This window comes from Methylovulum miyakonense HT12 (assembly GCF_000384075.1).
In the GTDB taxonomy this organism is placed as follows: Bacteria; Pseudomonadota; Gammaproteobacteria; order Methylococcales; family Methylomonadaceae; genus Methylovulum; species Methylovulum miyakonense.
The window spans coordinates 2,681,294-2,706,184 of the sequence record NZ_KB913025.1 but is presented as its reverse complement, the minus strand read 5'-3'; the positions used below and the strand labels follow the sequence as shown (position 1 = coordinate 2,706,184).

At 49.1% G+C, this 24,891-nt stretch carries 18 protein-coding genes; 10 read left to right on the top strand and 8 right to left on the bottom strand.

Features of this window, described 5'->3' with window-relative positions:
• Nucleotides 1–69: 69 nt before the first annotated feature.
• Together METMI_RS0113550 and METMI_RS0113545 are read left to right on the top strand one after the other, a co-directional pair.
• Nucleotides 70–2,415 carry a hypothetical protein gene (locus METMI_RS0113550; protein WP_019866830.1) on the top strand — a complete coding sequence of 782 codons (2,346 nt, stop codon included), beginning with the start codon at nucleotides 70–72 and terminating at the stop codon, nucleotides 2,413–2,415.
• 55 nt (nucleotides 2,416–2,470) lie between these two features.
• Complete coding sequence (locus METMI_RS0113545; protein ID WP_019866829.1) at nucleotides 2,471–4,792, top strand: hypothetical protein; 2,322 nt, start codon at nucleotides 2,471–2,473, stop codon at nucleotides 4,790–4,792.
• 188 nt (nucleotides 4,793–4,980) lie between these two features.
• On the opposite strand, the gene METMI_RS0113540 is transcribed toward METMI_RS0113545, so the two are convergent.
• From METMI_RS0113540 to METMI_RS0113525, 3 genes are all read right to left on the bottom strand, one after another.
• The gene (locus METMI_RS0113540; protein WP_019866828.1) at nucleotides 4,981–7,758 is read right to left on the bottom strand and encodes a beta strand repeat-containing protein; all 2,778 of its coding nucleotides are present in this window, start codon (nucleotides 7,756–7,758) and stop codon (nucleotides 4,981–4,983) included.
• A 765-nt stretch (nucleotides 7,759–8,523) separates the two neighbouring features.
• The gene (locus METMI_RS0113530) at nucleotides 8,524–9,207 is read right to left on the bottom strand and encodes a DUF2490 domain-containing protein (RefSeq protein ID WP_040573092.1); all 684 of its coding nucleotides are present in this window, start codon (nucleotides 9,205–9,207) and stop codon (nucleotides 8,524–8,526) included.
• A gap of 252 nt (nucleotides 9,208–9,459) precedes the next feature.
• A complete protein-coding gene (locus tag METMI_RS0113525; protein ID WP_019866825.1) occupies nucleotides 9,460–11,121 on the bottom strand; it encodes a SulP family inorganic anion transporter in 1,662 nt (553 codons plus the stop codon).
• 323 nt (nucleotides 11,122–11,444) lie between these two features.
• Here METMI_RS0113525 and METMI_RS0113520 point away from each other — a divergent pair, with 323 nt between their 5' ends.
• From METMI_RS0113520 to dapE, 3 genes are read left to right on the top strand one after another with little or no spacing between them, the layout of a single operon-like run.
• Entirely contained in the window at nucleotides 11,445–11,687 is a 243-nt protein-coding gene (locus METMI_RS0113520) for a hypothetical protein (protein WP_019866824.1), read from the top strand.
• Between the two features lie 7 nt (nucleotides 11,688–11,694).
• Nucleotides 11,695–12,045 carry an arsenate reductase gene (locus tag METMI_RS0113515; RefSeq protein WP_019866823.1) on the top strand — a complete coding sequence of 117 codons (351 nt, stop codon included), beginning with the start codon at nucleotides 11,695–11,697 and terminating at the stop codon, nucleotides 12,043–12,045.
• Complete coding sequence (gene dapE / locus METMI_RS0113510) at nucleotides 12,042–13,175, top strand: succinyl-diaminopimelate desuccinylase (protein ID WP_019866822.1); 1,134 nt, start codon at nucleotides 12,042–12,044, stop codon at nucleotides 13,173–13,175. Before METMI_RS0113515 ends, dapE begins: the two co-directional genes overlap by 4 nt.
• Here the strand turns inward: dapE and METMI_RS0113505 are convergent.
• Nucleotides 13,153–13,983, bottom strand: coding sequence for a thermonuclease family protein (locus tag METMI_RS0113505; protein ID WP_019866821.1), 831 nt, complete (start codon nucleotides 13,981–13,983; stop codon nucleotides 13,153–13,155). The genes dapE and METMI_RS0113505 overlap by 23 nt on opposite strands.
• Before the next feature lie 82 nt (nucleotides 13,984–14,065).
• On the opposite strand from METMI_RS0113505, the gene METMI_RS0113500 reads away from it, so the two are divergent.
• A complete protein-coding gene (locus tag METMI_RS0113500) occupies nucleotides 14,066–14,908 on the top strand; it encodes a class I SAM-dependent methyltransferase (RefSeq protein WP_019866820.1) in 843 nt (280 codons plus the stop codon).
• Nucleotides 14,909–14,910: 2 nt separating this feature from the next.
• On the opposite strand, the gene mobA is transcribed toward METMI_RS0113500, so the two are convergent.
• The gene (gene mobA, locus METMI_RS0113495) at nucleotides 14,911–15,504 is read right to left on the bottom strand and encodes a molybdenum cofactor guanylyltransferase MobA (protein ID WP_029151696.1); all 594 of its coding nucleotides are present in this window, start codon (nucleotides 15,502–15,504) and stop codon (nucleotides 14,911–14,913) included.
• 200 nt (nucleotides 15,505–15,704) lie between these two features.
• Here mobA and METMI_RS0113490 point away from each other — a divergent pair, with 200 nt between their 5' ends.
• Both METMI_RS0113490 and METMI_RS0113485 read left to right on the top strand, forming a co-directional pair.
• Nucleotides 15,705–16,109 carry a hypothetical protein gene (locus tag METMI_RS0113490; protein ID WP_019866818.1) on the top strand — a complete coding sequence of 135 codons (405 nt, stop codon included), beginning with the start codon at nucleotides 15,705–15,707 and terminating at the stop codon, nucleotides 16,107–16,109.
• 87 nt (nucleotides 16,110–16,196) lie between these two features.
• Entirely contained in the window at nucleotides 16,197–20,108 is a 3,912-nt protein-coding gene (locus METMI_RS0113485; protein WP_408630386.1) for a DUF3683 domain-containing protein, read from the top strand.
• A gap of 390 nt (nucleotides 20,109–20,498) precedes the next feature.
• On the opposite strand, the gene METMI_RS0113480 is transcribed toward METMI_RS0113485, so the two are convergent.
• Entirely contained in the window at nucleotides 20,499–22,220 is a 1,722-nt protein-coding gene (locus METMI_RS0113480) for a lytic transglycosylase (protein ID WP_019866816.1), read from the bottom strand.
• 214 nt (nucleotides 22,221–22,434) lie between these two features.
• Here METMI_RS0113480 and METMI_RS0113475 point away from each other — a divergent pair, with 214 nt between their 5' ends.
• Nucleotides 22,435–23,154, top strand: coding sequence for a class I SAM-dependent methyltransferase (locus METMI_RS0113475; RefSeq protein ID WP_019866815.1), 720 nt, complete (start codon nucleotides 22,435–22,437; stop codon nucleotides 23,152–23,154).
• Complete coding sequence (gene rnhA / locus METMI_RS0113470; protein ID WP_019866814.1) at nucleotides 23,147–23,584, top strand: ribonuclease HI; 438 nt, start codon at nucleotides 23,147–23,149, stop codon at nucleotides 23,582–23,584. Before METMI_RS0113475 ends, rnhA begins: the two co-directional genes overlap by 8 nt.
• A gap of 7 nt (nucleotides 23,585–23,591) precedes the next feature.
• On the opposite strand, the gene METMI_RS0113465 is transcribed toward rnhA, so the two are convergent.
• Entirely contained in the window at nucleotides 23,592–23,972 is a 381-nt protein-coding gene (locus METMI_RS0113465; protein ID WP_029151694.1) for a YajD family HNH nuclease, read from the bottom strand.
• A gap of 108 nt (nucleotides 23,973–24,080) precedes the next feature.
• Nucleotides 24,081–24,359, bottom strand: a complete 279-nt coding sequence (locus METMI_RS0113460) for a hypothetical protein (RefSeq protein ID WP_019866812.1) — start codon at nucleotides 24,357–24,359, stop codon at nucleotides 24,081–24,083.
• Between the last annotated feature and the right edge of the window lie 532 nt (nucleotides 24,360–24,891).

Sequence of the window (24,891 nt, the reverse complement as noted above, 5' to 3'; positions counted from 1 at the left end):
AACTCCCACCATTCTTTTGTTAAAATCAAACGCATTTTCACAGCCATCCTCCTGATAACGGTTTACTAAATGGACAATAGTGCTTTCCCAAACGATATCCAACGGTTTAAAGCCGCCACCTTTTTGCCCCAACCCCAGTTGCGCGCCCGAAACACCCAAGATATTGACAACATTGAGTTTTTGCAAACATCCGCCGTAGAAGCCTTATTTTATTTTTTCAGCAACCAGTTCGAGAAAATCTCTGACGGGCATATCAACGGCCTTCATACGTTGTTTGTTGCTGCCAAAAGTGACATCAGCGCACTGATAGCGCCAGTCACCATACTTAATTCAATAAAGGCCATCCAATCAGAAAAATTGACTGTCAACAAAAATAATTTGGCCGGATTAATTGCCGAGTGCAAAACCGAGGATTTTGCAATCAGGCTTGTGCAGGCGGCGGTGGCCAATAACTTAACGCTGATTAGCCCGTTCTCTGGCAATAGGGCGACTTGTCAGGAAAGCTATGAAGTTGAAAATGAAATGTTTTTTTTAAGGTTTACAGACAGCCACCGGTGTTTTTTCCTGATCCAATATGTCTCTTCCGCAGACGGTTTATATTTCCCAGAAGAAAATATCCTCATTACCCTTGCCCATGTCAAAGATGTCCATATAAAACGCTTCCTTAAAAAATTGATCAGCACATTTCCAAGCGCCGTTAACTATGCGACGTCAATGAACCGTTTTTTGGGTGTGCTCGCTTCCCATAGCCGCCCTGGGCATTTTTATTATGATATTTGGCCAGTATTGCTTGAGGTCTACCAGCAAAAGGAAATCATTGACCAAATCCCCTATTTGATCATGCGCAAAGACCATGATTTTTATGATATAGGGCAGCTATTTGAGGGCTACAAAACATTAATCACCGAAAAAAATGAGCTCGACAAGATATTGCTAAATGACGACAAATGGGTTATCCATTTAGGCACCAACCGTCAGCTCCATTTGCATAGGTTCTATTATGAAGTGTCCGATAAGTATTGGGTCAATAAGGCAATAAGTTCACCCACTGGAATTGCTTTAGCGAAAGTGAAACAAGTGGAAGGATGTTATCCGTTGGTCTGGATAGGGGTGGAGGGACAAAAACGGAGCTGGTTGGAACAGGTTGAAGGTTATGCTTATATGCTTAACCAACTTGCCAAAAAATATCCCAATTTAGGGGTGGTCATTGATGGCTGGACATTACCATACACGCCGTCAGAAGCCTCAATAAAAGAAGCCGGCAAAGACCTTCTGGTCGAAGGGAAAATCCTCAAACGGCTTAACCCTGCCATTAAGCATGTTTCGGTTATTGGCGAGAACAGCAATACAAAAATTTTCGTTGGCAATAAAATAGACTTTTTTATTTGTAATTTTGCGACGGGGTCAATACATGTTTCAAAAATGTTGGGTAAGCCTGGATTTTGTCATTTAAGTGGCGACTTATCGTCTATGTCCTTGCAATTTGGCATACAAATCCACCCTAATAATAGGGTTTATCTATTGCCTAAAAAGTATGTGGCTGACAAACACAAAATCCAAACCACTTATTTCAAAAAATTAAAAACCGCCCTTCTCAACGTAAAAAATAAATTCAGTAAAAATCAAAACACCCTAAAAATAGCCCCAGGAAGCCTCAGTTACTCGATAGACAAGAAAGTTTTTTATCATTTTATCGAACAACGGTTAGACAAGGTTCTTGACAAGAATGAACCTACAAAAACCAACATTTTTATTGAACCCGCTTTTGGCGTCCATTTCAGCCTGCGCCAGCATTTAAAAATGGCGGCACAAGGCAATTTCATCCAGATTTTCCAACATCAAAACTTTCCTAAGAAAATCGAGGATATTGCCGGTTTCTCAAATAGCTACCTAGCTAGGAATATCATTTATGGTGTGTTTGGGTTTGGCATCCATCATAAACTCAATACAGAAGCCAGCTACATGATCTGGCTAGGCGATCCACTGCAACGGCTCAGGCTCCATATCGGGCTATTCACTAAACAGGCGGCCAATAACAATCAACCGCCTGATCTAAACCACATCCTAACGGTTGGTTATAAAGGCTTGGATAACTATTACACACGTTTAGTGTCCGGGATGGAGGATGTGCCTTTTGGCCAATGTAGCGAAGACATGTTGGACACCGCGGTCGACAACTTAACCCGGCATTTTATTTTTATTGGCATAGATGAACAGCAAGCGCAGTCCTTTGACCGCCTTTGCACGCTGAAGGATTGGGACAGGTCGCTGTTCCCGGATGAGTTACCGAATAGGCTTCAAGCGGCTATTGATGAGTTTTCGGATAATGAGCAGCGGCTTGTAGACGCCTTGATCCAATACGATTTGCGTTTGTATGATGCGGCATTGGCCATGGTCAATAAGGTGAAGCCGTAAGTGTTAGGCGTTTTTATTTAAATTTTAATGTGTTTACCTATTGAAGGCCATCTAAATGACCCATAACGAGCCCCATACTGATATTCAGCAATTTAAAATTGCCAATTTCCTGAAAAAGCCCCGGTTACCACTCCACAAGGCAAAGGCCTATGCGGAATCACAACCCCCGGCAGCAGAAGCGTTATTTTATTTTTTCAGCAACCAGTACGAAAACATCTCCGAGCAGCATATTCAAAACCTGAATTCGCTGTTTGTGGCGGCCGGAAAGGACATAGGCAATTTTATGGAACCGGCTACCGTGCTTAATCCAACAGAAGCGCTCCGGTCAGAAAAACTACACGTCATCAAAGCGCATTTGGCAGGATTAACCGTTGCTTGCAGTGATGGGGAATTTGCCCTCAGGTTAGCGGAATCGGCGGTTGCCAATAATTTGGCACTGACGAGCCCGTTTTCTGATGGCAAAGCGACCTGCCAGGAAAGCTATGAAGCGGAACGGGGCATGACCTGCTTAAGGTTCATTGATAAAACGGATTGTTTTTTCTTGATCCAATGCGTTTCTTCAGCCGATAGCCTTTATTTTCCTAAAGAAAACATTTTAGTTTATTTGTCCCATGCCAGAGCCGTTGATGTAAAGCGGCTGCAATTCAAGTTAATCAGTGAATTCCGGAAAATTATCGGCTATGCACAAGCCAATAACCGGTTCGGCGGGGCCATCGCCTCCCACAGCAGGCCTGCCCATTTTTACTACGAAAGTTGGCCGGTCTTGGTCGCCATCCATAACCGGCCTGACATTGCCTCTAAAATACCCTGCCTGATCATGCGTAAAGGCCATGATTTTAATGACCTTAAACTCCTGTTCCCCCAGATGGGTAGCATCGTCCTCAATCCTGACGACATCTCGGACATGACCTTAGATGGCCACCAATGGCTTATCCATATCGGCAACAACCCGCATCTACGCAGGGCTTATAGGGATTACGATGCGGCTGACCAATACTTGCTTGACCGGATTCTCCAGGCACCTAGTGATGTTGCACTGCAAAAAGCCAAACAAATTGATGGCTGTTACCCGCTTGTTTGGATTGGTGTGGAAGGGCAAAAACGCTGTTGGCTAGAGCAAGTGGAAGGTTATGCCTACATGGTCAATGAACTGGCAAAACGTTTCCCAAGTTTGGGCGTGGTTTTTGATGGTTGGACGCTACCGTTTACACCTTCAGAAAAATCCATTAGTGAAGTCAAAAAAGACCAACGCATCGCCCATCAGATCATTAAAAAATTAAACACAGGCATTAAGCAGGTTTCGGTCATTGGCGAAAACAGCAACACCAAAATTTTTGTCGCCCATAAAATTGATTTTTTTATCTGCAATTTCGCGACCGGTTCTTTGTATGTGTCACGTATCCTGCATAAACCGGGGTTTTGTCATCTGAGCAATGTGCTGGCCAAGCATACCCTACAAACCAACATACAGATCCATCCCAACCGGAACGTTTATTTGTTGCCTAAAAAGTTTGTGACAGATAAACGCAGCAGCGTTTCTTATCAACAAACAGCCAAGCGTTGGTTTTTTAATATGATAATGCGCTTACTGAAAAACAAAAACCTAAAAGCCGTTGAATCAGGGGAAATTAGCTATTCGATCAACAAAAAAGAGTTTTACCCATTTATTGAACAACGGTTAGACAAAGTCCTGCTTAACATACAAAATGAAAAAATCCGGCTGTTTCTGGAGCCCTCTTTCAGTATCCACCCCGATGTCCGCCATTACTTAAAAATGGCCTGTTATGGGAATATGCTTGAAGTCTTCCCTACCTTAGACTTCCCCAAAAAGTTGTCCGATTTGATCGGGTTCAGGGAAAGTTATCTCAAACAACATATCATCTATGGTGTATTTTCTTATGGTAGCCATGCCGAACTGGACTTGCCCAGTGAATTTATGGTTTGGCTGGGCAATCCCTTAGAGCGTGTCCAACTCCATGCCCAGCAATTTGCCATCAATGCCGCCAATGAAAACCAGCCGACAGATATCTCCACCATCATAAATGCAGGGCATAAGGCTCTGGATAATTATTACACCCGCCTTATTTCAGGTATAGATGTGCCATTTGGTGAATGCACCGAAGCCATGCTCGATAAGGCCATTGAAAACCTTGCCCACCAATTTATTTTTATCGGGATTAATGAGCAGCAGGCGCAATCATTTGACCGCCTTTGTACGCTGATGGATTGGGACAGGTCATTGTTTCCGGACCAGTTGCCCAATAAATATCAGGTAGATGCATCGGCATTTTCCAATGAACATCTACAAAAGGCACAGGAGTTGATCCAATATGATAAGCGTTTATATGAAGCGGCGTTAAACTGGGTGGTGCCTTAATCAACAACCATCCCTCCGGGCACTCAGTTTTTGCCCATCCATCTGTCCTTAGTAACGCCCCATACCATTTTGGTGGTGTCACCACATAGCAAATAATTTTTACTACGGTGACTAAAGAAGCTTGCCGGTTGCATTGCACAGCCGGCAAGTGATGTGGTTATCCCAGAAAATAGGATTTGTTTAAGGCTTTAGCTGATCAGGAAATCGCTAGCGCTGAGTGCCGGGATACCCGTCAAGGTGACAAACTGGATCGCCGCACCCGCGCCGCTACCATCGGCATCGTAAGACAAGCCACCTGTTGTGGTGTTATAGACCAAATAATCATTCGCGTCGAGCGCAGTTGCGCCAGCTCCTGATACAAAGTTGCCTACGGCAATAGCCCCGGTTGCTACGAATTTGGTGAAAACAGCATTTTCCAGCACTATAGTGTCGGAGACGACATTAAAGTCAGTGATAGTATCCAAGTTGCTGGCAGCATTTAGCGCAGTGTTAAAGGCGAACTGGTCAGAACCTGTGCCACCCGTCAACGTGTCATTGCCAAGGCCACCTGCGATTGAATCATTACCTGCCGCACCTGACAAGATATTGGCTTTGGTATTGCCTTGTAGGCTGTTGCCCAGGCCATTACCCGTCCCGTTGATGACCCCAGATCCTGATAGGATAAGGTTCTCAACGTTTGCATCCAGTGTATAGGTAATCGAGGAAGTCACCGTATCCGTGCCTTCACCGCTGGCTTCGCTCACCGTATCCCCGGCATCATCAACAACATAACTGTCATTGCCTAAACCGCCGTTCATCTGATCACTGCCTATGCCGCCATCCAATAAATCGTTGCCATCCCCGGCATTGATGATGTCGTTGCCTTGGAAGCCATATAATTTGTTGGCATCTGCCGAACCGGTAATGGTGTCGGCTCCCTGCGAACCATAAACATTTTCAAAAGAAACGAAAGTCTCGTTGACGCCATCAATACTGGCTTGTTGGGTACTTAGGTTGATAGTGCCGCCTAATGTTGCAAAACGGTAATCGACAGTGTCGAATCCGTAACCGCCATCCATACTATCAATCCCCAAACCACCAGAAACAATATCATTACCCGTTTGTCCGTATAAAGTGTCTGCACCGTCATCGCCATTCAGGGTGTCAGCACCTGAGCCCCCATAAAGGGTGTCGTTATCATTACCACCACTGAGTTTGTCTGCATTGGCACCACCCGTAATGTAATCTTTACCATTACCCCCCTGCACATTATTGATGCCGTTGCCTGCTGAAATATTGTCATCACCGTCACCACCATTGATGATGTCGTCACCGCCACCACTGTTAAGGTAATCATTGCCGGCATTGCCTGAAATATTATTGTTGCCTTCACCGCCGTAAATCGTGTCGTCTTTATTCCCTCCGCTCAGCTTATCGTCGCCATCGCGGCCATTGATATTCAGAATGACCGTTTGCCCTGAGCCGTTGAAGTTATCGTCACCCAAGCTACCGGTAATATTTTCAATGCTTGTTGTCGTCAAATTAAGGGTTAAACCCGTGGTGGCACTGCCGTAATTACCGACGTAAACGCTATCAGTGCCTAACCCGGCTTGTAAAGAAAGCACGTCCACATTGCCGTCGATATAAATAGTGTCATTGCCTGCGCCGGCATCGACTTTATCCTTACCGCCACCAGCATAAATAGTGTCGTTGCCATCGCCACCCGTAATAGTGTCATCGCCCAATCCGGAAGAAATGCTGTCGTCACCAGTCCCGCCATCAATAATGTTGTTGCCTTCATAAGCGTTGATGTTGTCACTACCATCGCCGCCATTGATATTATCTATGCCGCTACCGCCAGACAGGTAATCATTACCGCTATTACCGGAAATGGTGTTGTTGCCTTCACCACCATAAATGGTGTCCGCTTCGCTACCACCAGCCAAAGTGTCGTTACCTTCACGGCCACTGATAGATAAAACCACAGACCGTAGTGAGCCATCAATATTATCGGCACCTTTACTACCGGTAATGTTTTCAATGCCAGCCGTTTCCAAATTGACAGCTATACCCTTAGTTTCACTGCCATAGTAGTTACCGACATAAACCGTGTCATTGCCCGCACCTGCTTGTAAAGCGGCAACGTTGGCAAAACCGTCAATATAGATAGTGTCATTGCCGCTACCCGCATCAACCTTGTCGGCACCGCCCCCTGCATAAATAGTGTCATCGCCATTGCCGCCCGTGATGGTATCAGCGCCTAGCCCGGTTGTGATGTTGTCATTGCCATCGCCGCCATCGACCAAGTTATTGCCAGCGCCTGCATTGATGGAATCATCACCGAATCCCCCATAAATTTTGTCATTGCCGGCACCCGCGTTAATGGTGTCATTGTCATCATTGCCATAGACCGTATTGTTGCCTTCACCTGCATAAATGCTGTCTTTAAAATTACTACCTTTAATGGTGTCGTTCCCAAAATCACTGCTGATGTAAACGGCTTCCGTTTGTGCAGAACCGTCGATATTGTCATCACCCACACCGGTGTCAATGTATTCAATGCCCGTAGTGGCCAAATTGATATTGAGGCCCAAGTCGGTTTCCGCATAGTAAACAAACAACTTGTCATAGCCGTTGCCACCTTTAATCGAACTGACCCGGTCGCTGACATACATCGTGTCGTCGCCATCACCGCCATTGACCGAGCCTGCACCGTAACCGGCATCAAGAGTGTCGTTCCCGTCACCGCCGTTCAAAATGTCGTCGCCATCACCACCATATAGATAGTCATTGCCAATTTCACCTGACAGGGTGTCGTTGCCAACATCGCCGTAGATATTATCGTTACCGTCCCCACCGGCAATGATATCGTTGCCTGCATAACCGTATATGTTGTCGGCATCTGCTGTCGCTGTGCCACTTACACCCGCTGATGCGGTAGTTGTAGTGATTGTGTCGTTACCGATGGTACCCGTAATAGTCGCCATTGTGTGTCTCCTGATAGGTTTGATTGCCAAATTAATTTTTGTTAGCAAGAAATTCTTTTCTAGTTTCTATCATCCGTTGCTAAACATTCTAAATATCCCTAAAGAAATTGACAGGCATATTTTTTATGCGGCCGGATTATCATCTACCTTAATACGTATTAATAAACCTGCTTCACGAATTACGGCAGGGATATGACCTTGAAATGCGCCATTAAATCCGTTGCCTAAATTTTTGAAGTCAGGTATAGGTTAAAATGATCTTAAAAAAGGTGTTATGCGTTATTCACCAAAACCTTTGTGCGTTATTTACATACCCGTCCAATATAGAGGATTTTCCCTATAAGCCAGAATAAGCCGTAATTTTAGGCTTACCGGAAGTGACAAACGGTTTCTGATTTTATGGAGGGAAATTTTCAACACCTAGGCTAACCTTGAGGCTAACCCAGGTATGGTTGACAGCAAGCGGGAGGGGTTACGTTTCAAGAAGCGCCCCAGGACATCACGGTTGACGTTGTCCAAATGCTTGGACAATTTGAAGCAGGTGAAATTGATCGTAAAATTCTATATAGCGTTGTTTTATTTCATTTTTTTTTCGTATATTTTCAGCACCAGCCGATAAAACCAAAGAGGCCTAAAGAGCACAATCCAAATCAGGAAAAGCCCGGTAATGGGTATGGGTCCAATCTCAAGAATGGTAATGACAAGAAGCACAAAAACACAAAGGATGCGCATAGTTTCTGCCCATATCCCAACGGCTTAAAAATGTTAAAAGTTAATGAAAACAGAACCCATGACCAAATTCCGCATCGTGTTGTTGGTATGCGAGGCATCATCCAAATATTGGTTCATATAACCCAATTCTGTACGCACATTTTTGTTAAACGTCCAGCCCAGACCAGCGAAAGCACGGTTTTGGTCAAAACCGGATTGGCCGCCGTAAGGCGTGGAATTCAGCCGGACAAAAAACTCATCCCAAGCAATCAAGTTCAGGCGCGGCTCAAACCCCATCGGGTGCATAAAGCGTATCATCTGCCGTGGCCGGACACGCACATTGTCATCTTGCAAAAAATTGCTTTCAATCAAGGTCCTGAATGAAAACGTCCCCAAACTGGTCGGCAATACATAGCGGAACCCTGGCCAGACATCTTGTTGGGAAACAAAACTCTTGCCTATATTTTCTGTAGGCAACCATGTGTAACCGGCCCAAACCGTAGCACGGTCACTCAGTGAATAACCGATAGCCACCCGCGCCATGCCTTGATACCAATGGCTAAAATCGCCATCATAACGGGACTGCCCTTCCAACCAAATACGGGTTTTTTCCAATTTTGGATCAAGGATTTTTAAACTCCCTTCACCGACCATTTGCAACCAGCTGCCATCGTCTTCAACTAAATTGCCGTCCACCGCTTTTGCCGCAAATGGCAAAAATATTATGTTCAAGCACATAACCATTATTGCCAAGCGTTTAATTTTTTTCATATTATTTTACCTATTGTTTGCTAGTTTCCACTAGTTGGGTAACGTGATCAGGCGCATTACGTAGTTTAAAAACTTACGAAAGTGACACGGGGCTTCTACGGGTATTGCCGGGATACTCCAATAACTTGTCTTGGAATATCCCGCCACTAAAGTTGTGATGGCATATAGCGGATAAACTGGGCTTATCGGCATGTGTGCATTAAGCCCAATCCATTGTTTCTAGCTATATCCAGAAACCATTTTTTGCTTGCGTGCCGCTAACGGATGGTTTGAGTAGGCATCATGATATTCCAGACCGTAAAAGTCACACTTTCCACCTTGCGCTTCATAGTCGTGCTGGAAATGGTGCATGAACTCCATGACGCTATGGTCAAGCAAATAGGCATCGTTTAACTGGAAAATAACCATCTTGCCTGGTTCCACAGCCATCATCGCATCTTTTAACGCCATGAAGTTGGAGAAAATGGCCGCCCCGCTGATTTTCACCAAAACAGTATTGCTGTCAGGCTGTTGGATTTCAAAATGGATTTTGAACAAATTGTTCAACTTAACGCCACGGCTGAGATGGATCAGCAATTTGACAACAATGCCCAAAGCGACCCCCACCAATAAATCGGTGGCGATGACACCAATAATAGTGACCACAAAAAGGAAAAACTGCTCTTTACCCAAACCCAACACTTTGCCAAACTCTTTGGGCGAAGCCAGACGGAAACCTGTGAACACCAGCAATGAAGCCAAGGCCGCCAAGGGTATGCTATGGATCAAACGCGGGAAAAAGACGACAAACAGCAACAAGAACAAGCCATGGAAAAAATTCGCCCAACTGGTTTTGGCGCCGTTGTTGACGTTGGCGGAACTGCGGACAATTTCTGCGATCATCGGCAAGCCACCGAGCATACCCGCCGCCACGTTACCCACGCCCACCGCCATCAAATCCTTATCCAGATTCGATTGGCGTTTATATGGGTCTAACTTATCAACCGCCATTGCGCTTAACAAACTTTCCAAACTGCCGACCAAGCAGATGCTGACCACGGCTTCCCAAAACTCTACCGTGGCGACTTTTGAAAAATCAGGGAAATAAAAGCTAGACATGAAATTGTCGGAAATGGCGACCAAAAATTTTGGCCCGACGGTTTCTTCATGGTGCGGCAAAAACGTCGCATCAGGCAAAAACAGATAAATATGCTCATGGTCCAAATCAAACAACTTGCCCAAGCCTATGCCCACCAACACCACAATCAACGGGGCGGGGATCATTTTCAAATACCTGTTCTTTACGACCGACCAAAGGATCAAAATAGCCAACCCCGAAAAACCGATGATGGCTATTTCATGGTTCATATTGATCAGGCTATGCGGTATTTGGGCAATCGTCGAAAACAGACTGCTGCCCTTTTCCGGGGCATTACCCAACACCACATGGATTTGTTTCGCCATGATAATGATGCCGATAGCCGCCAACATGCCATGGACAACCGAAGACGGAAAAAACGAACTCAACCGGCCTGTTTTAAAATAACCCATCAGCACTTGGAAGACGCTCGCCACCACAATTGCCGCCAAGGTGTAACGATACCCCGCCATCGCATCGCCCTCGCCCAACCCCTGCACAGCACCCAACACCACAACGATCAAACCGGCCGCCGGCCCGTTGATCGTGACAAACGAGCCACTCATACGCGAAACCAACACGCCACCTATCACCGCCGTGATGATGCCTGCTGACGGCGGAAAACCGGAAGCCATGGAAATGCCAAGGCACAAGGGCATGGCAATCAAAAAAACCAGGAAACCCGACAGCAGATCACTGCGCCAGTTCTCTTTTAATCCGGCCAAGCCGGTTTTAGGTAAAGCGGACAAATTAACTACACTCATGATTATTTCCTCATATTAATCGGACATCTGGAGCTGTCTTAGCGATTAATATGCCAGTTTTTTTCAACACATAACCAACTGGTTTTAAAAGCAATTTCTAACCGCAATCCTTTTACGCATGGGATGGGCGGATAACCTACGGGCAAATCAACCCACGGTTGGTTTATTTCAACCGTTACTGGCGGCGGTTAATTTTGTTATCCCAAGCCCTGCAAATTGGGCAGGGCTTGGCTTAGTCGCCCCAATAAACTCATACTAAAAAAGTCCAGTTACGCTACACTAAGCCAATTTATAACCTTCCCCCAACCTTGGAGCTAAAGATTATGAGCGACTCTATCTCAAACAACGCCGTCATTTACGCCACGCTTGCCTTAAACAGCGAAGTGGCTTTGCAACGCGAATACTTGGCTTCTGACGATGTCCCTGAAGATGAACGGGAAAATGAGGAAGATATTCTGGCTGATCTGGAGCAGGCTTTTATGGAATTTATTGACATTTACAAGGTGCGTTGCAAAGCCGACCCTGAATTGCCGACCCTTGACGAATTGTTAAACAGCCAGCTCTAAACGCACTATGACGACAACCTTTACCCTATACGGCGTTAAAACCTGCCAGACCGTGAAAAAAGCGCGGGTCTGGCTGGAACAACATGGCAAGCCTTACCGTTACCACGATGTCCGTGTGGATGGCCTGACCGCCACGCAACTTGACGACTTTATGGCCCGTGCCGACTGGAAGCTGCTGCTTAACCGCAGCAGCACCGCATGGCGGCAATTGTCCCCCGAACAACAAGCCGACCTGGACCAGGACAAAGCCAAGGCTTTGATCCTGGCGCATCCTACCTTAATGAAACGCCCCGTGCTGGACACGGGTGAGCAACTGCTGGTCGGCTTCACCGCCGAGCGCTACGCAAGCGAATTATGAGTGACACGCTGGAATTATTAAAAACCCTGATCAGCCGCCCGTCCGTAACCCCCCAAGACGCTGGCTGCCAGGAACTGCTCGCAGAATGCCTGGCACCGCTAGGTTTCACCGCCGAGCGGCTGGATTTTGCCGACACCCAAAATATCTGGCTACGGCGCGGGCAGGACAAACCTTTGTTCACCTTTTTGGGGCATACCGATGTGGTGCCGCCCGGTTCATTAAGCGCCTGGGATTCGCCGCCGTTTGAACCAACGATAAAAGACGGCAAATTGTACGGACGCGGGGCCGCTGATATGAAAGGCGGCATCGCGGCGTTCGTCACCGCCGTGGGGCGGTTCCTTGCCAAACATCCCGACCATCAAGGCTCGATTGCGGTCATGATGACCAGTGACGAAGAAGGCATCGCCACGCATGGCGTGGTCAAAGTCGTGGACGTGTTGGAACAACGCGGGGAAAAAATAGACTGGTGTTTGGTGGGCGAGCCTTCCAGCGACAAACGCATCGGCGATGTCATCCGTGTCGGCCGGCGCGGCTCCTTGTGCGCCCGTTTGACCGTCATCGGCATCCAAGGCCATGTCGCCTACCCTGAACTGGCGGAAAACCCTATCCACACTTTCGCCCCGGCGCTAAAAGCCTTGACCGAAGAGGTCTGGGACCAGGGCAACGAATTCTTCCCGCCCACCCGTTTGCAAGTCTCCAACATCAACGGCGGCACAGGTGCGGAAAACATTATCCCCGGGCATTTGGACGTGCAGTTCAACCTGCGTTTTTGCACCGAACTTGATGCACAAACCATCCAGCAACGCACCCACGCCATCCTCGACCCATTCGGTTTCAAATACCAGTTGGATTGGCGTTTGTCAGGCCAACCGTTTTTGACCGCTTCGGGCGAACTGGTCGCCGCCACCCATGCCGCGATCAAAAGCGTCACAGGATATGCCCCCCTAGATGACACGGGCGGCGGCACTTCGGACGGGCGTTTTATCGCACCGACCGGGGCGCAAGTGATTGAGCTGGGGCCGCTGAATGAAAGCATCCATAAAATCAACGAGCATATCGGGCTGGAGGATTTGGAAACCTTGTCGGCAATTTACGAACAGGTGTTGGTCAATTTGTTGGTTGCAACATAACAAGCGCACTCGGATGCCTAAGCAACATCACAAACCTATCTTTATTCTTGCTTAACCAGCCCCGCACTTCCAGCGTTTTGCCCCGATAACCCTGCACCTCGGGGAACAGCGGCAAATTGTCCTTTTCGATACGTGCCGCAAAGGTGCCGGTGAATTTCAGGTACACCGACTTGCCCGTCGCATAAACATCCTGCACTTTGCCCGTCACGCGCTGCCAATGGTGCCCGTCATAAACGGCTTCGTCCACTTGACCGGCCGCAACTGGCGCGTATTCGGGACGGTTCCAAATGCCCCGCCGGGCTTGTTCTGCTTCCTTTTCCGCCGCGACCAGCTCACGGACATAACCCAAGTTCGGCGGGAAAATGTTCACCGTCCCCAACCCCAACGTCACCAATTGCACATTGATATGCTCCTGGTTTTCGGTGATCAAATGCGCCAATGTCCGTCCGTATTTGTCGGTTTTTTCAACCCCCATTTCTAGCCGCACACGGGTGTGTTTTAGTTTCTCCTGCAACCACTGTTTCGCCGCTTCGCCACCCGCATCGGCCTTATTGCCGCGATGCGCGACTTCCGGCGTGTTCACGCCCAAAAAACGGATCTTGCGCCCATCCTGCAATACCACGGTATCGCCATCGTAAACCGTCCGCACAGACAAAAAGCCATAACCAGGCTTGATGTCCAGTTTTTTGGCAACCGGCTCAACGGGCTTGTCAGCAAAATGCCGTTGTCCACTGGCGTCTTGCCATTGATAAATATCGGCGTGCGCATTGACCAACACACACAACCATAACATCATTAAAATCTTCATAAATGGGCCGGTCTGCTAAAATTTGGATAGACTATCATTAATCCACGCCATTAAACCCCAACACTGCCAATGGAGCTTAACCATGAAACCTGCCGAACCCTCCCCACAAGTTAAACTGCCGTATTTTGATTACCTGCTGGAATTATTAAAAGACGGCAACGAAGCCGTGGCAAAAAGTTTTGGCCGGCATGTCCACTGGGGCTACTGGGAAAATCCCAAACAGGCCATGCTTAGCACCGAAGATTTTGGACAAGCCGCCGAAGAACTTTCCGCGCAAGTTTGCCAAGCGGGCAATATCCATAATGGCCTGGATGTGCTGGATGTCGGTTGCGGTTTTGGCGGCACAATCGCCCATATCAATGAGCGTTATGTGCGTATGGGCTTGGTCGGCCTGAACTTGGATGACCGGCAATTGGAACGCGCCCGCGCCACCGTCACCGCCAACGGACACAACCGCATCGAATTCCACCAAGGCGACGCCTGCGCCCTACCCTTCCCCGACCAGTCTTTTGACGTGGTGCTTGCCGTCGAATGTATTTTCCATTTCCCTGACCGCGCCCAATTTTTCAAAGAAGCTTACCGCGTCCTCAAACCCGGCGGCTATTTGGCCTTGTCGGATTTTGTGCCCAAAAAAAAACTGCTGCCGTTTACCCGTATGAAATTGCCGGATTGGAGGTTTTACGGCAAATGTAACTTGCAATTTTCCGCCGATCATTATCGCAAGCTTGCCGCACTCACCCAATTCGATTGCCTGGTTGAGCGCGACATCACCGTCAACACCCTGCCCACTTACCGCTATTTAAGAAAATTGGCGATGCATCAAGGCAAGATTGCCAGCACAAGCGCCGTTGCCGAAACCTTGGGCGCTGAAATCCTGAGCCGGCTGGCTTTGCTGAGTTACGTCATTTATGCGTTCAAGAAGTAGATTCATACGCTTTGGTTTTCCAAGTTTACCAGTTCCGCCATGGTATTGATGTTCATAAACAGTCCGGGTTGGTGGCTGAAATCCACAGGGACAACGTGATGCCGTACCAACCACGTTTCCACCTTGCGGTGGCCATCGGCCAGATACCTTTGCAAGTCCGTTTTTAATGAGGCCTTTATCGCCAGAAACACCGGATGCCAGCGCCCATCCGCAACGGCGACCGCTATGTCGGCATTGTTGTCCCGACGGGCGTCAAGCAATTGTTGCAAATGCCCTGTCCCCATCAGGGGCGAATCGCAAGGCATGACCAGCAACTCTTCGGTTTGGCTGTAGGACATCGCAGTGAGCACACCAGCCAAAGGGCCATCAAAGCTGCTGGTTTGGTCACTAATGACGGGTAAACCAAACTTCTGGTAATCCCCGACATTCCGGTTGGCGTTGATGACCAGCACACCAACCGCAGGCCGCATCGCGGCGATTGCATAACTGATGAGCGGTTGGCCTTTAAAGCTTACCAGGCCTTTATCTTGGTGGCCCATGCGCCTGGCCAGACCGCCAGCCAGAATCACGCCTGTTATTGTTTCTTTATTATCCATAAAAATAGCCCGTCTGCCCAAAGTGAAACACCAGCCAATTATCCAACAGTTCATGGGTGAATGTTTATTTTTCCGGCTTGCCTGAAAAACGCCAGGGATTTTCGGTTAAAATACTTAAACAAGCTGATAGGCCGCAATCTTATCAGCCATTTATCGCCCCCTACGTGTAGGGCTTTTTATTTTATAGGGCATTATTATCCATGAAAGCACCCTCTTTATTGTCTATTTTAACAATCGCCTTAATCACCATCACTACGGGCTGCTCAACCACGCCGGAGCAACCTTCCGCACCAGCCGGACCCGTTGTTGAAAAAACACCGGGCAATGACTTCCCGACCCGTGACCGCGTCGAATATGTCTTAAATTGTGTGGCGCAACACGGGGGCTTGAGCTATATCAACCAGTATGCTTGCGGTTGCAAAATCGACAAAATCGCCGAAAAGCTGACTTTCAGCGAATACGAAGCGGCAAAAACCTTTAATTACTTAAAAAGCACGCCTGGGGAAAGCGGCGGTGTTTTTCGTGACCCCAAACAATCCAAAGACTTACGCGCACAGCTTAAAGAAGCGGAAGCTTATGCGGAAAAAAGCTGTTTTGTAAAATAATCTCCCGTATTATTGGACAATTACCATTCGCCTGGCGGCGGCAACCCTGCCCGCTGCCATTATTTTCCGTCATTACCTTGGATGTCTGTGGATTTACAATCTCCTGCCCTTTTTTCCGATGTGGCGCCTACCCGGCTACGCGAAATTCCTTACAACTACACGTCTTTTTCAGACCGCGAAATCGTCATCCGCCTGTTGGGTGAAGACAACTGGCGCATCCTGGATTCGTTGCGTGACGAACGGGTGACCGGGCGCTCCGCACGGATGCTTTTCGAAGTGTTGGGCGATATTTGGGCGGTGCAGCGCAACCCGTATCTTGAGGATGACCTGCTCGACAACCGTAACCGCCGCAAGGCCTTGCTAGAAGCCTTGCGCCACCGTTTGCGGCAAATGGAAAAACGCCATGACGAGCTTGAAAATGAAGATGTCGGCCGGGCGAGGCGGGTCGCGTTATTGATAACCGCCGCGCACCAAGCCGTCAATGCTTTCGAAGCACATTTCGAAAATACCCGGGAAATGCGCCGGAAGGCCTTGGCGTTGCTGTCCAAACATACCCGTAAGGACAACATTTGTTTCGACGGTTTCGCCCGCGTGTCGCATGTGACCGACGCCACCGACTGGCGGGTGGAATATCCGTTTGTCGTCTTGTATCCGGGCAATGAAGAGGAAGTCGGGCAGCTGGTGCGTGATTGCATCAAACTGGGCTTGACCATTATCCCGCGCGGCGGTGGCACGGGCTATACCGGTGGTGCCGTGCCCTTGACACCCTTCTCTGCGGTGATCAACACTGAAAAGCTGCTGGAAATCGGACGTGTGGAGCGCGAATCCAGCTTGCCGGGCGTGGCGCAAACCTATGCGACCATTTTCACCGGGGCGGGTGTGGTGACCCGGCGGGTCATGGACGTTGCCGACAATGCGGGGCTGGTGTTCGCCTGCGACCCGACCTCGGCGGACGCGTCTTGCATAGGCGGCAACGTGGCCATGAACGCGGGCGGCAAAAAAGCCGTGCTGTGGGGTACGGCACTGGACAACCTGTTGTCCTGGCGCATGGTGACCCCGGACGGCAACTGGTTGGAAGTCGAGCGTTTCAACCACAATCTCGGCAAGATCCACGACCAGGAACACGTCAGTTTCTTGCTGAAACGGTACGATGCTGACGGCCGCAAGCTGTTGTCGGAAGAACCGCTTGTCATCCCTGGTGCGCAATTCCGCAAAGCCGGCTTAGGCAAGGATGTCACCGACAAGTTTTTAGGCGGTTTGCCTGGCATCCAGAAAGAAGGTTGCGATGGCATCATCACCTCGGCACGTTGGATTTTGCACAAAATGCCGCCACACACCCGTACGTTTTGCCTGGAGTTTTTCGGCCAAGTCCGGGAAGCCGTGCCGGCGATAGTCGAGATCCGCGATTACCTCGCCGCGTTGCCTAAAAACGGCCCGGCACGGGTGATGCTGGCAGGCCTTGAGCACCTTGACGAACGCTATGTGAAAGCCGTGGGTTACGCCCCTAAAGCCAAACGCCACGGCAGGCCCAAAATGGTGCTGGTCGGTGATATTGTTGGTGATGACGAAAACCAAGTCGCCTTGGCCGCATCGGAAGTCGTGCGGCTGTGCAACGCCCGGAATGCGGAAGGTTTCATCGCCGCCAGCCCGGAGATGCGCAAGAAATTCTGGCTGGACCGTGCCCGCACCGCCGCCATCGCCAAGCACACCAATGCCTTCAAAATCAATGAGGATGTGGTGATACCGCTGCCGCGCATGGGTGATTATTGTGACGGCATCGAGCGCATCAACATCGAGCTGTCACTGCGCAACAAATTGCGGCTGTGCGATGCGCTAAGCCATTTTTTGGCTGGCGATTTGCCGTTGCGTTCTTATGAAGACAACACCAACAAAGCCGAACTGGTCGGCGACCGCCGCAGTTTGGCCTTAGATACTGTCGCGCAAGTGCGCGGGCGTTGGCAGTGGCTGTATGACCATCTCGATTTGCCTTTGCTACAAGCGGAAGCGGCGTTCGGCGACTACGGCATTCACGTTTCCGAGCTGACCAATCGGGCAGACCAACCGACCTTGTTCCACCGTATCCAAGACCACTCGCTGCGCGTCTCCTGGAAATCGGAGCTATTGCCCCGTTTGCAGGACATTTTTGAAGGCGATAATTTCCGTCCGGTCATAGAACGGGTGGAAGCCGTACACAAGGAAATTTTACGCGGACGGGTGTTCGTGGCCTTGCACATGCATGCCGGTGACGGCAACGTGCATACCAATTTGCCAGTCAATTCCGACCATTATGAGATGCTGCAGGAAGCCAATGCGGCGGTGGTGCGGATCATGGGCTTGGCCCGGTCTTTAGGCGGGGTCATCTCCGGTGAACACGGTATCGGCATCACCAAATACGAGTTCCTGACCGAGGAAGAACTGGCAAGTTTTCACGACTACAAACAACGTATAGACCCGGAAGGACGCTTTAACCGCGGCAAGCTGATGCCGGGGGCTGACCTGCATGCAGCCTACACCACCTCGTTCAGCCTGATGGGCTATGAATCCCTGATCATGCAGCAAAGCGACATCGGCGCTATTGCCGACTCGGTGAAGGATTGCCTGCGCTGCGGCAAATGCAAGCCCGTGTGTTCCACCCATGTGCCACGCGCCAACCTGTTGTATTCACCACGCAATAAAATCCTCGCCACTTCCTTACTGATCGAAGCCTTCCTTTACGAAGAGCAGACCCGCCGGGGCATTTCCATCACCCATTGGAAAGAATTTGAAGACGTCGCCGACCATTGCACGGTCTGCCACAAATGTTACAACCCCTGCCCTGTTGATATTGATTTCGGCGACGTGTCGATGAACATGCGCAACCTGTTGCGCAAAATGGGCAAGCAAAGTTTCAATCCGGTTAAAACAGCCGCCTTGGCATTTTTGACTAGCAGCCATCCCAACACTGTCAAAGCCATGCGCAAGGTCTTGATCGAATGGTCTTACAAAGGGCAACGCTTGGGCAATGTCTTGCTAAAGCCCTGGGGCAAAGCGCAGCTCTCGCAACCGCCTTCATCGACTGGAAAAACACCGGTATTCGAGCAAGTGGTCCATTTCACCAACCGCAAAATGCCCGGCAAACTACCAAACAAGACGGCGCGGGCCTTGCTGGACATCGAGAACGACCATATCGTGCCGATCATCCGCGACCGGCATAAAACCCGCACTGACTCCGAAGCGGTATTTTATTTCCCTGGCTGTGGCTCCGAGCGCTTGTTCTCACAAGTCGGTTTGGCGACCCAAGCCATGCTTTACGAAATCGGCGTACAAACCGTCTTGCCTCCGGGCTATTTGTGTTGCGGTTATCCCCAACGTGCGGCGGGGCAATTCGATAAGGCGCAGAAAATCACCACGGACAACCGCGTGCTGTTCCACCGGGTCGCCACTACGCTGAATTATTTGGACATCAAGACCGTCGTGGTCAGTTGCGGCACTTGCCTGGACCAACTGGTGGATTACGAATTTGAAAAGATTTTCCCTGGCTGCCGGTTAATCGACATCCATGAATATCTATTGGAAAAAGGCGTGAAGCTGGAAGGTGTCAACGGCACCCGTTACCTATACCACGACCCTTGCCACAGCCCGCTGAAGCAGCAAGACCCCATGAAAACAGTCAACGGTTTGATCGGCACGACGGTCAACAAATCCGAGCGTTGCTGCGGCGAATCGGGGACTCTGGCAGTCGCCCGCCCCGATATTTCCACCCAGGTGCGTTCCCGCAAAGCCATTGAATTACAGGAAGACACCGCCAAGCTGCGCACGGACGGTTACGAGGGGCCCGTCAAAATGCTGACTTCCTGTCCGTCTTGTGTACAAGGCTTGCTGCGTTACCAGGATGACCTGGAGCAAATGGAAGTCGATTATATTGTGGTCGAAATTGCCCGGCACATATTGGGTCCGGACTGGATGGGCAACTATATCGGGCAAGCCGCAAACGGCGGGATAGAGCGGGTTTTGGTGTAAGGTTTTGACAGCCTTGGCAGCCGTCCCGTAACGTTTCCAACGCCCTATGGCAAGTTGAAACGTACGGGCGGATACCAATCCAATGCCGCTATAAAATCTAAAAACCGCTTCACCACCGCCACCGCCCTTTTGCCTCTAAAGGTTTCCGGGACTGACAGGCGTATTGGGGCATGCCAGGAGCTTGCTTTCTAGGGATCAGGGGAACGGCTTACCAAATGCCCCGGTGTTTTTGCGCGTAGATGTTGGGCTACAAGCAGTTTTTAACAATATGCACGCGGATACGGGCAATTGGCACGATATAAAGCGCCCAACTATTGGATTTTAATGCGTCCAGGCAATAAAAAAGGGCGGTAAACCGCCCTTTTAATTTTATCAGCCCAACGCCGCCAATTAGGTGGAAGGTTGGCCGTCTACAATGACTTTTAGTTTTTGGCCTGGACGCAACCCTTTACCCAAAACATCTGCGTTTGACTTACGTAAATCAGTGACCGGGACATTAAATTTTTTGGCAATCTGGGTCAATGTGTCACCCGCCCCAACCTTGTAGTGGACCAGGCGGATAGATGATACGGAAGCGATTTGCTGGTTGGCGCTTTTAATGACCAACTTACGGCCAGGAACCAATGCCGTTTTCAAGGTAATTTTATTCCATTCGGCAATATCCTTTGGGGTCACCGCGAAACGCTGGGAAATGTTCCAAAACGTATCACCTTTTTTCACCGCATACATTTGATGGTTTGCGGTTTGGATTTTTGCCGCCTTCGCGGCCAATAAATGGCTATCTGGCTTATTATCGGATACGGAAGGGACCTGTAGCATCATACCGGAACGTACCGTATTGCTGGCTAAATGGTTAACGCGGCGCAACGTTGATAGGGTGGTGTGGCTACGGTTGGCAATAGCCGACAGGGTTTCACCTGATTTGACCTTATAACGGCTAAAGGATGAAGCGACGGCTTGGGATTCTTCGTGCCTGGTGTCTTTAATTTCAGGCTTTTTGATTTGCGTCAATAGGCGCTCTTCGGGTTTGTTTCTCGCCAGTATCGGCTCTGGATTTAAACTGCCGTAATTGACACGTTCGTGATACGGAAGCTGGGCCAGGTTCCTTTTGAAAGTACTCGCCTGCTCAACAGGCACCAGCAAGCGGTGCGGGCCTTGCGGGGCGGTGCACGATCGGTTAAATCCGGGGTTGAGCTTTAAAAACTGGTCATACGGGGTATTAGCCAATTGCGCGGCCTTATGCAAGTCCAACGGGGCTTTAATGTCAACCACTTCAAAATAGGGCTTGTTGGGGATGTATTGCAAATGCAGGTTGTATTGCTCGGCGTTGGCGAATATTTTTGCGATGGCCAGCAAACGCGGCACATAATCCATCGTTTCTTGGGGCAAATCCAAGGACCAATAATCGGTCGGCAAATCACGCTCTTCATTTTTTTCAACTGAACGCCGCACACGGTTTTTGCCGCAGTTGTATGACGCCAAGGCTTTTAGCCAATCGCCGTCAAAAAGCTCACTCAGCTCTTTCAGATAGGTTGTCGCGGCTTTAGTGGACGCGTAAACGTCACGGCGGCCATCATACCAGGCATTTTGTTGCAAACCGTATTCTTCACCCGTTGACGGGATAAATTGCCAAAGGCCGGAAGCTTCGGCTGAAGAATAAGCATTCGCCACAAACGCGCTTTCCACCACAGGCAACAAGGCCAATTCGCCTGGAATGTCTTTGGCTTCGACTTCATCAAGGATATGGTGCAGATATGGCTCGGCACGTTCTTGGATAATGGCCAAGGATGCCGGATGTTGCAAATACCAGTCCATCGCACGGTCAACCCGATAGTTATCAATTTCTGGCAAGGAATATAACGACAACAAACGGTCCCATACCGTCTCATGTTCACCGGAGGCGCTTTTTTGCCTGTGTTTATTGAATTTAAGCCGGGAACTTGCTGAAGGATATTGTCCGGATAAATCATCCTGACTATCATAATCTGACCGCCCTGGAAGCTGATCAGCGACACTTAACTGGTTTTTGGGGGTTTCCGAACAACCTGCTGCGATTAAAGACAGCAAAATCAAAAGGAAATTGGCTGGCCTTTTAAAATTAACGTGCATCATCTTAAAGCCTAAGAGTGTAGTTTAATCATAATAAGGGTTATAGTATAACTTGTTTTTCTTGTAAATAACCCAAGTAATATTACATTGTAGTGAAGAATTCCCTAAATCCCCGCTATATTTTGAGCTGCCGATTGATCTTGTATACTCACGCCACCGTTTCAAAAACAAGGCATTGCCCCAAAATAGGCCAGGCTTAAACCCTTAATGCACTGCAATGAAACGTAAATTTTTATTTTCTTGGTATCAAACGCCACGAGGCAAGTTGCTAAAAGAACTGGAGGCGGCGTTCTTACAACGCGCCATCACGGTCAGTTGCCAGCAAACCGTATTGCAAATAGGCGGCTTGGGCTGGGAAAACGACTTTATTGATTGTTCTTTATACAAATTTTATACCATACTTGATGTAAACAGTCTGGGCAGTCAAGATGCCAGAAAAATTCAAGCCAAAGCATTCCGCTTGCCGCTCAAATGCGAAAGTGTCGACATGGTGATCATCCCGCATTTGCTGGAATTTGACACTTCCCGCTTCCAGACCATGCGCGAAATTGAACGTGTCTTAAAACCGGAAGGCATTGTTCTGATAATGAATTTTAACCCTTGGAGCTTATGGGTCAGATACCATTTTTTATGGGAAATAAAACTGGCGGACTCTTGGCGCGGCCACTTTATCAGCCATGGGCGGGTTATGGATTGGTTAAAACTGTTGAATTTTGAAGTCACCACTTCATCCAGTTTCTATCTTGATGAAGTCAAAACCAAACACAGTAAAGCCATTAATCCATCCGGCTCGTTGTCTGCGACCTCCTATGCCATTAAGGCCATAAAGCGCCGCTATAATCTAATCCCCCTAACCCCGGTGACACAGGAAATGCCCCGCTTAGTCAACGAAACATCTTTAGCGTCCTCCCCTGCAAACACCATCAGCCATGAGTGATATTGTCATTATTTATACCGATGGGGCTTGCCGTGGCAACCCTGGCCCAGGTGGCTGGGGGGTGCTATTGACTTACAAAGGCAACGCCAAGGAACTGTTTGGCGGCGAAAAAACCACCACCAATAACCGCATGGAACTGATGGCGGCCATACAAGCTCTGGAAGCCTTAAAAAAGCCCTGTAACGTCCAGCTCAACAGTGACTCCAGCTATGTCCTCAAAGGCATCACCGAATGGCTGCCCGACTGGAAAAAACGCAATTGGCAAACCGCCGCCAAAAAACCCGTCAAAAATGACGACCTTTGGCGCAGGCTCGATGCCGCCAAAACCCTGCACACCATCGAATGGAAATGGATTAAAGGCCATTCTGGCGACCAAGGCAATGAACGGGCCGATGCGCTCGCCAATTTTGGGATCGACTCATTGCCTTGATCCCCCCTCACTTTTTAGCATCCAACAGGCTTTTCAAATCCGCAAACGGGTTATGGGTGACCGTCGGCGTGCTTGGCTTGCGGGATTGGACACTGGCAAAACGTGTCTCTTCATAACGGGAATGCTCGTTGTCATGGCAATACAAACACAACAATTCCCAATTGCTTCCATCTGCGGGATTATCATCGTGATTGTGGTTCCTATGGTGCACCGTCAACTCAGCCAAATTCTTGTGCGTGAACTCCCGCGCACAGCGCCCGCAGACCCACGGGTACATTTTCAATGCCTGGCCGCGATAAGATTGTTCCCGTAACTCCTGGTCGCGGCGTGCAGCCATCACCAATTGGCTTTGCTTATTGTTATGGGGTAAGGGATTTTTGTGTGTCATACCAATGCACCTAAGATTTAATTCAAAATTCATATTGTAGGGCCACGCTCCGGTAAGCGATAGCCACCCGAAAACTAAAACCGCCCCTATTTTGTCCCGCCTGTCGAATTAAGGGTTCGTCCCTTCGCGCAACGCGCGTTTTATCCCCAAGAAAGCGCACAGATACTGGTCGCCCCTGTCGTAACTGACAATCGCCTTGTCAAAATCACACAAATAAGCCACCAAACGCTTGTTCAATTGAATAATATCGCCTTTTTGGCAAGCGTCCTGGATCACCGTAGTTTCCGTGCCACGTTCTGGAATATGCACGCACACTTGACCGTCAGGAGATTCGGCATGGCAAAGAAAGGCCAACAGCAACAGCGGCAAAATGGATAAGGGTTTCATAATGGGGGCATTTTATTAGGGATCCATCCATTTTAACCAAAAACACACCATCCGGCTCCTTAAAGTGCCTAAATGCCCGTTACCTTAAATGCCGGGTATTACGTAATTACCCAATACCACCTACCCTGGCTGCAGATCGAATGACGGAAACAGTTTGCCTCCCAAATGCAAACCCATCCTTACAGAATCTTTATTTCAGAAACCCTATTCCCTATCCACCGTTGAGGCAATAGGAATTTTGCGATGGGCATCACTTAGAAGCTGTCTGGGAAGGAGTACAGGAAGCGTAACGTTAGTGGCGCGGTGTACGACGCCCCCCGCGTAGCCGTAGGGGCCGGGCGTGTTGACGGAGTTGGGGCGCGAGCGGAAGCATAGTCAATATGCAAGGCCATCCCGACACGGCGTCAAGTCATTAGCTATCCTCAATATTTGGGTTTCATGGACCTTTATGTGGATTGTCCCCTTAACCGCCACCAATAAAGCCTACTTTTTAAGGGCTTTTGGCGGATGCCTATCGCGTGATACGTGTGCC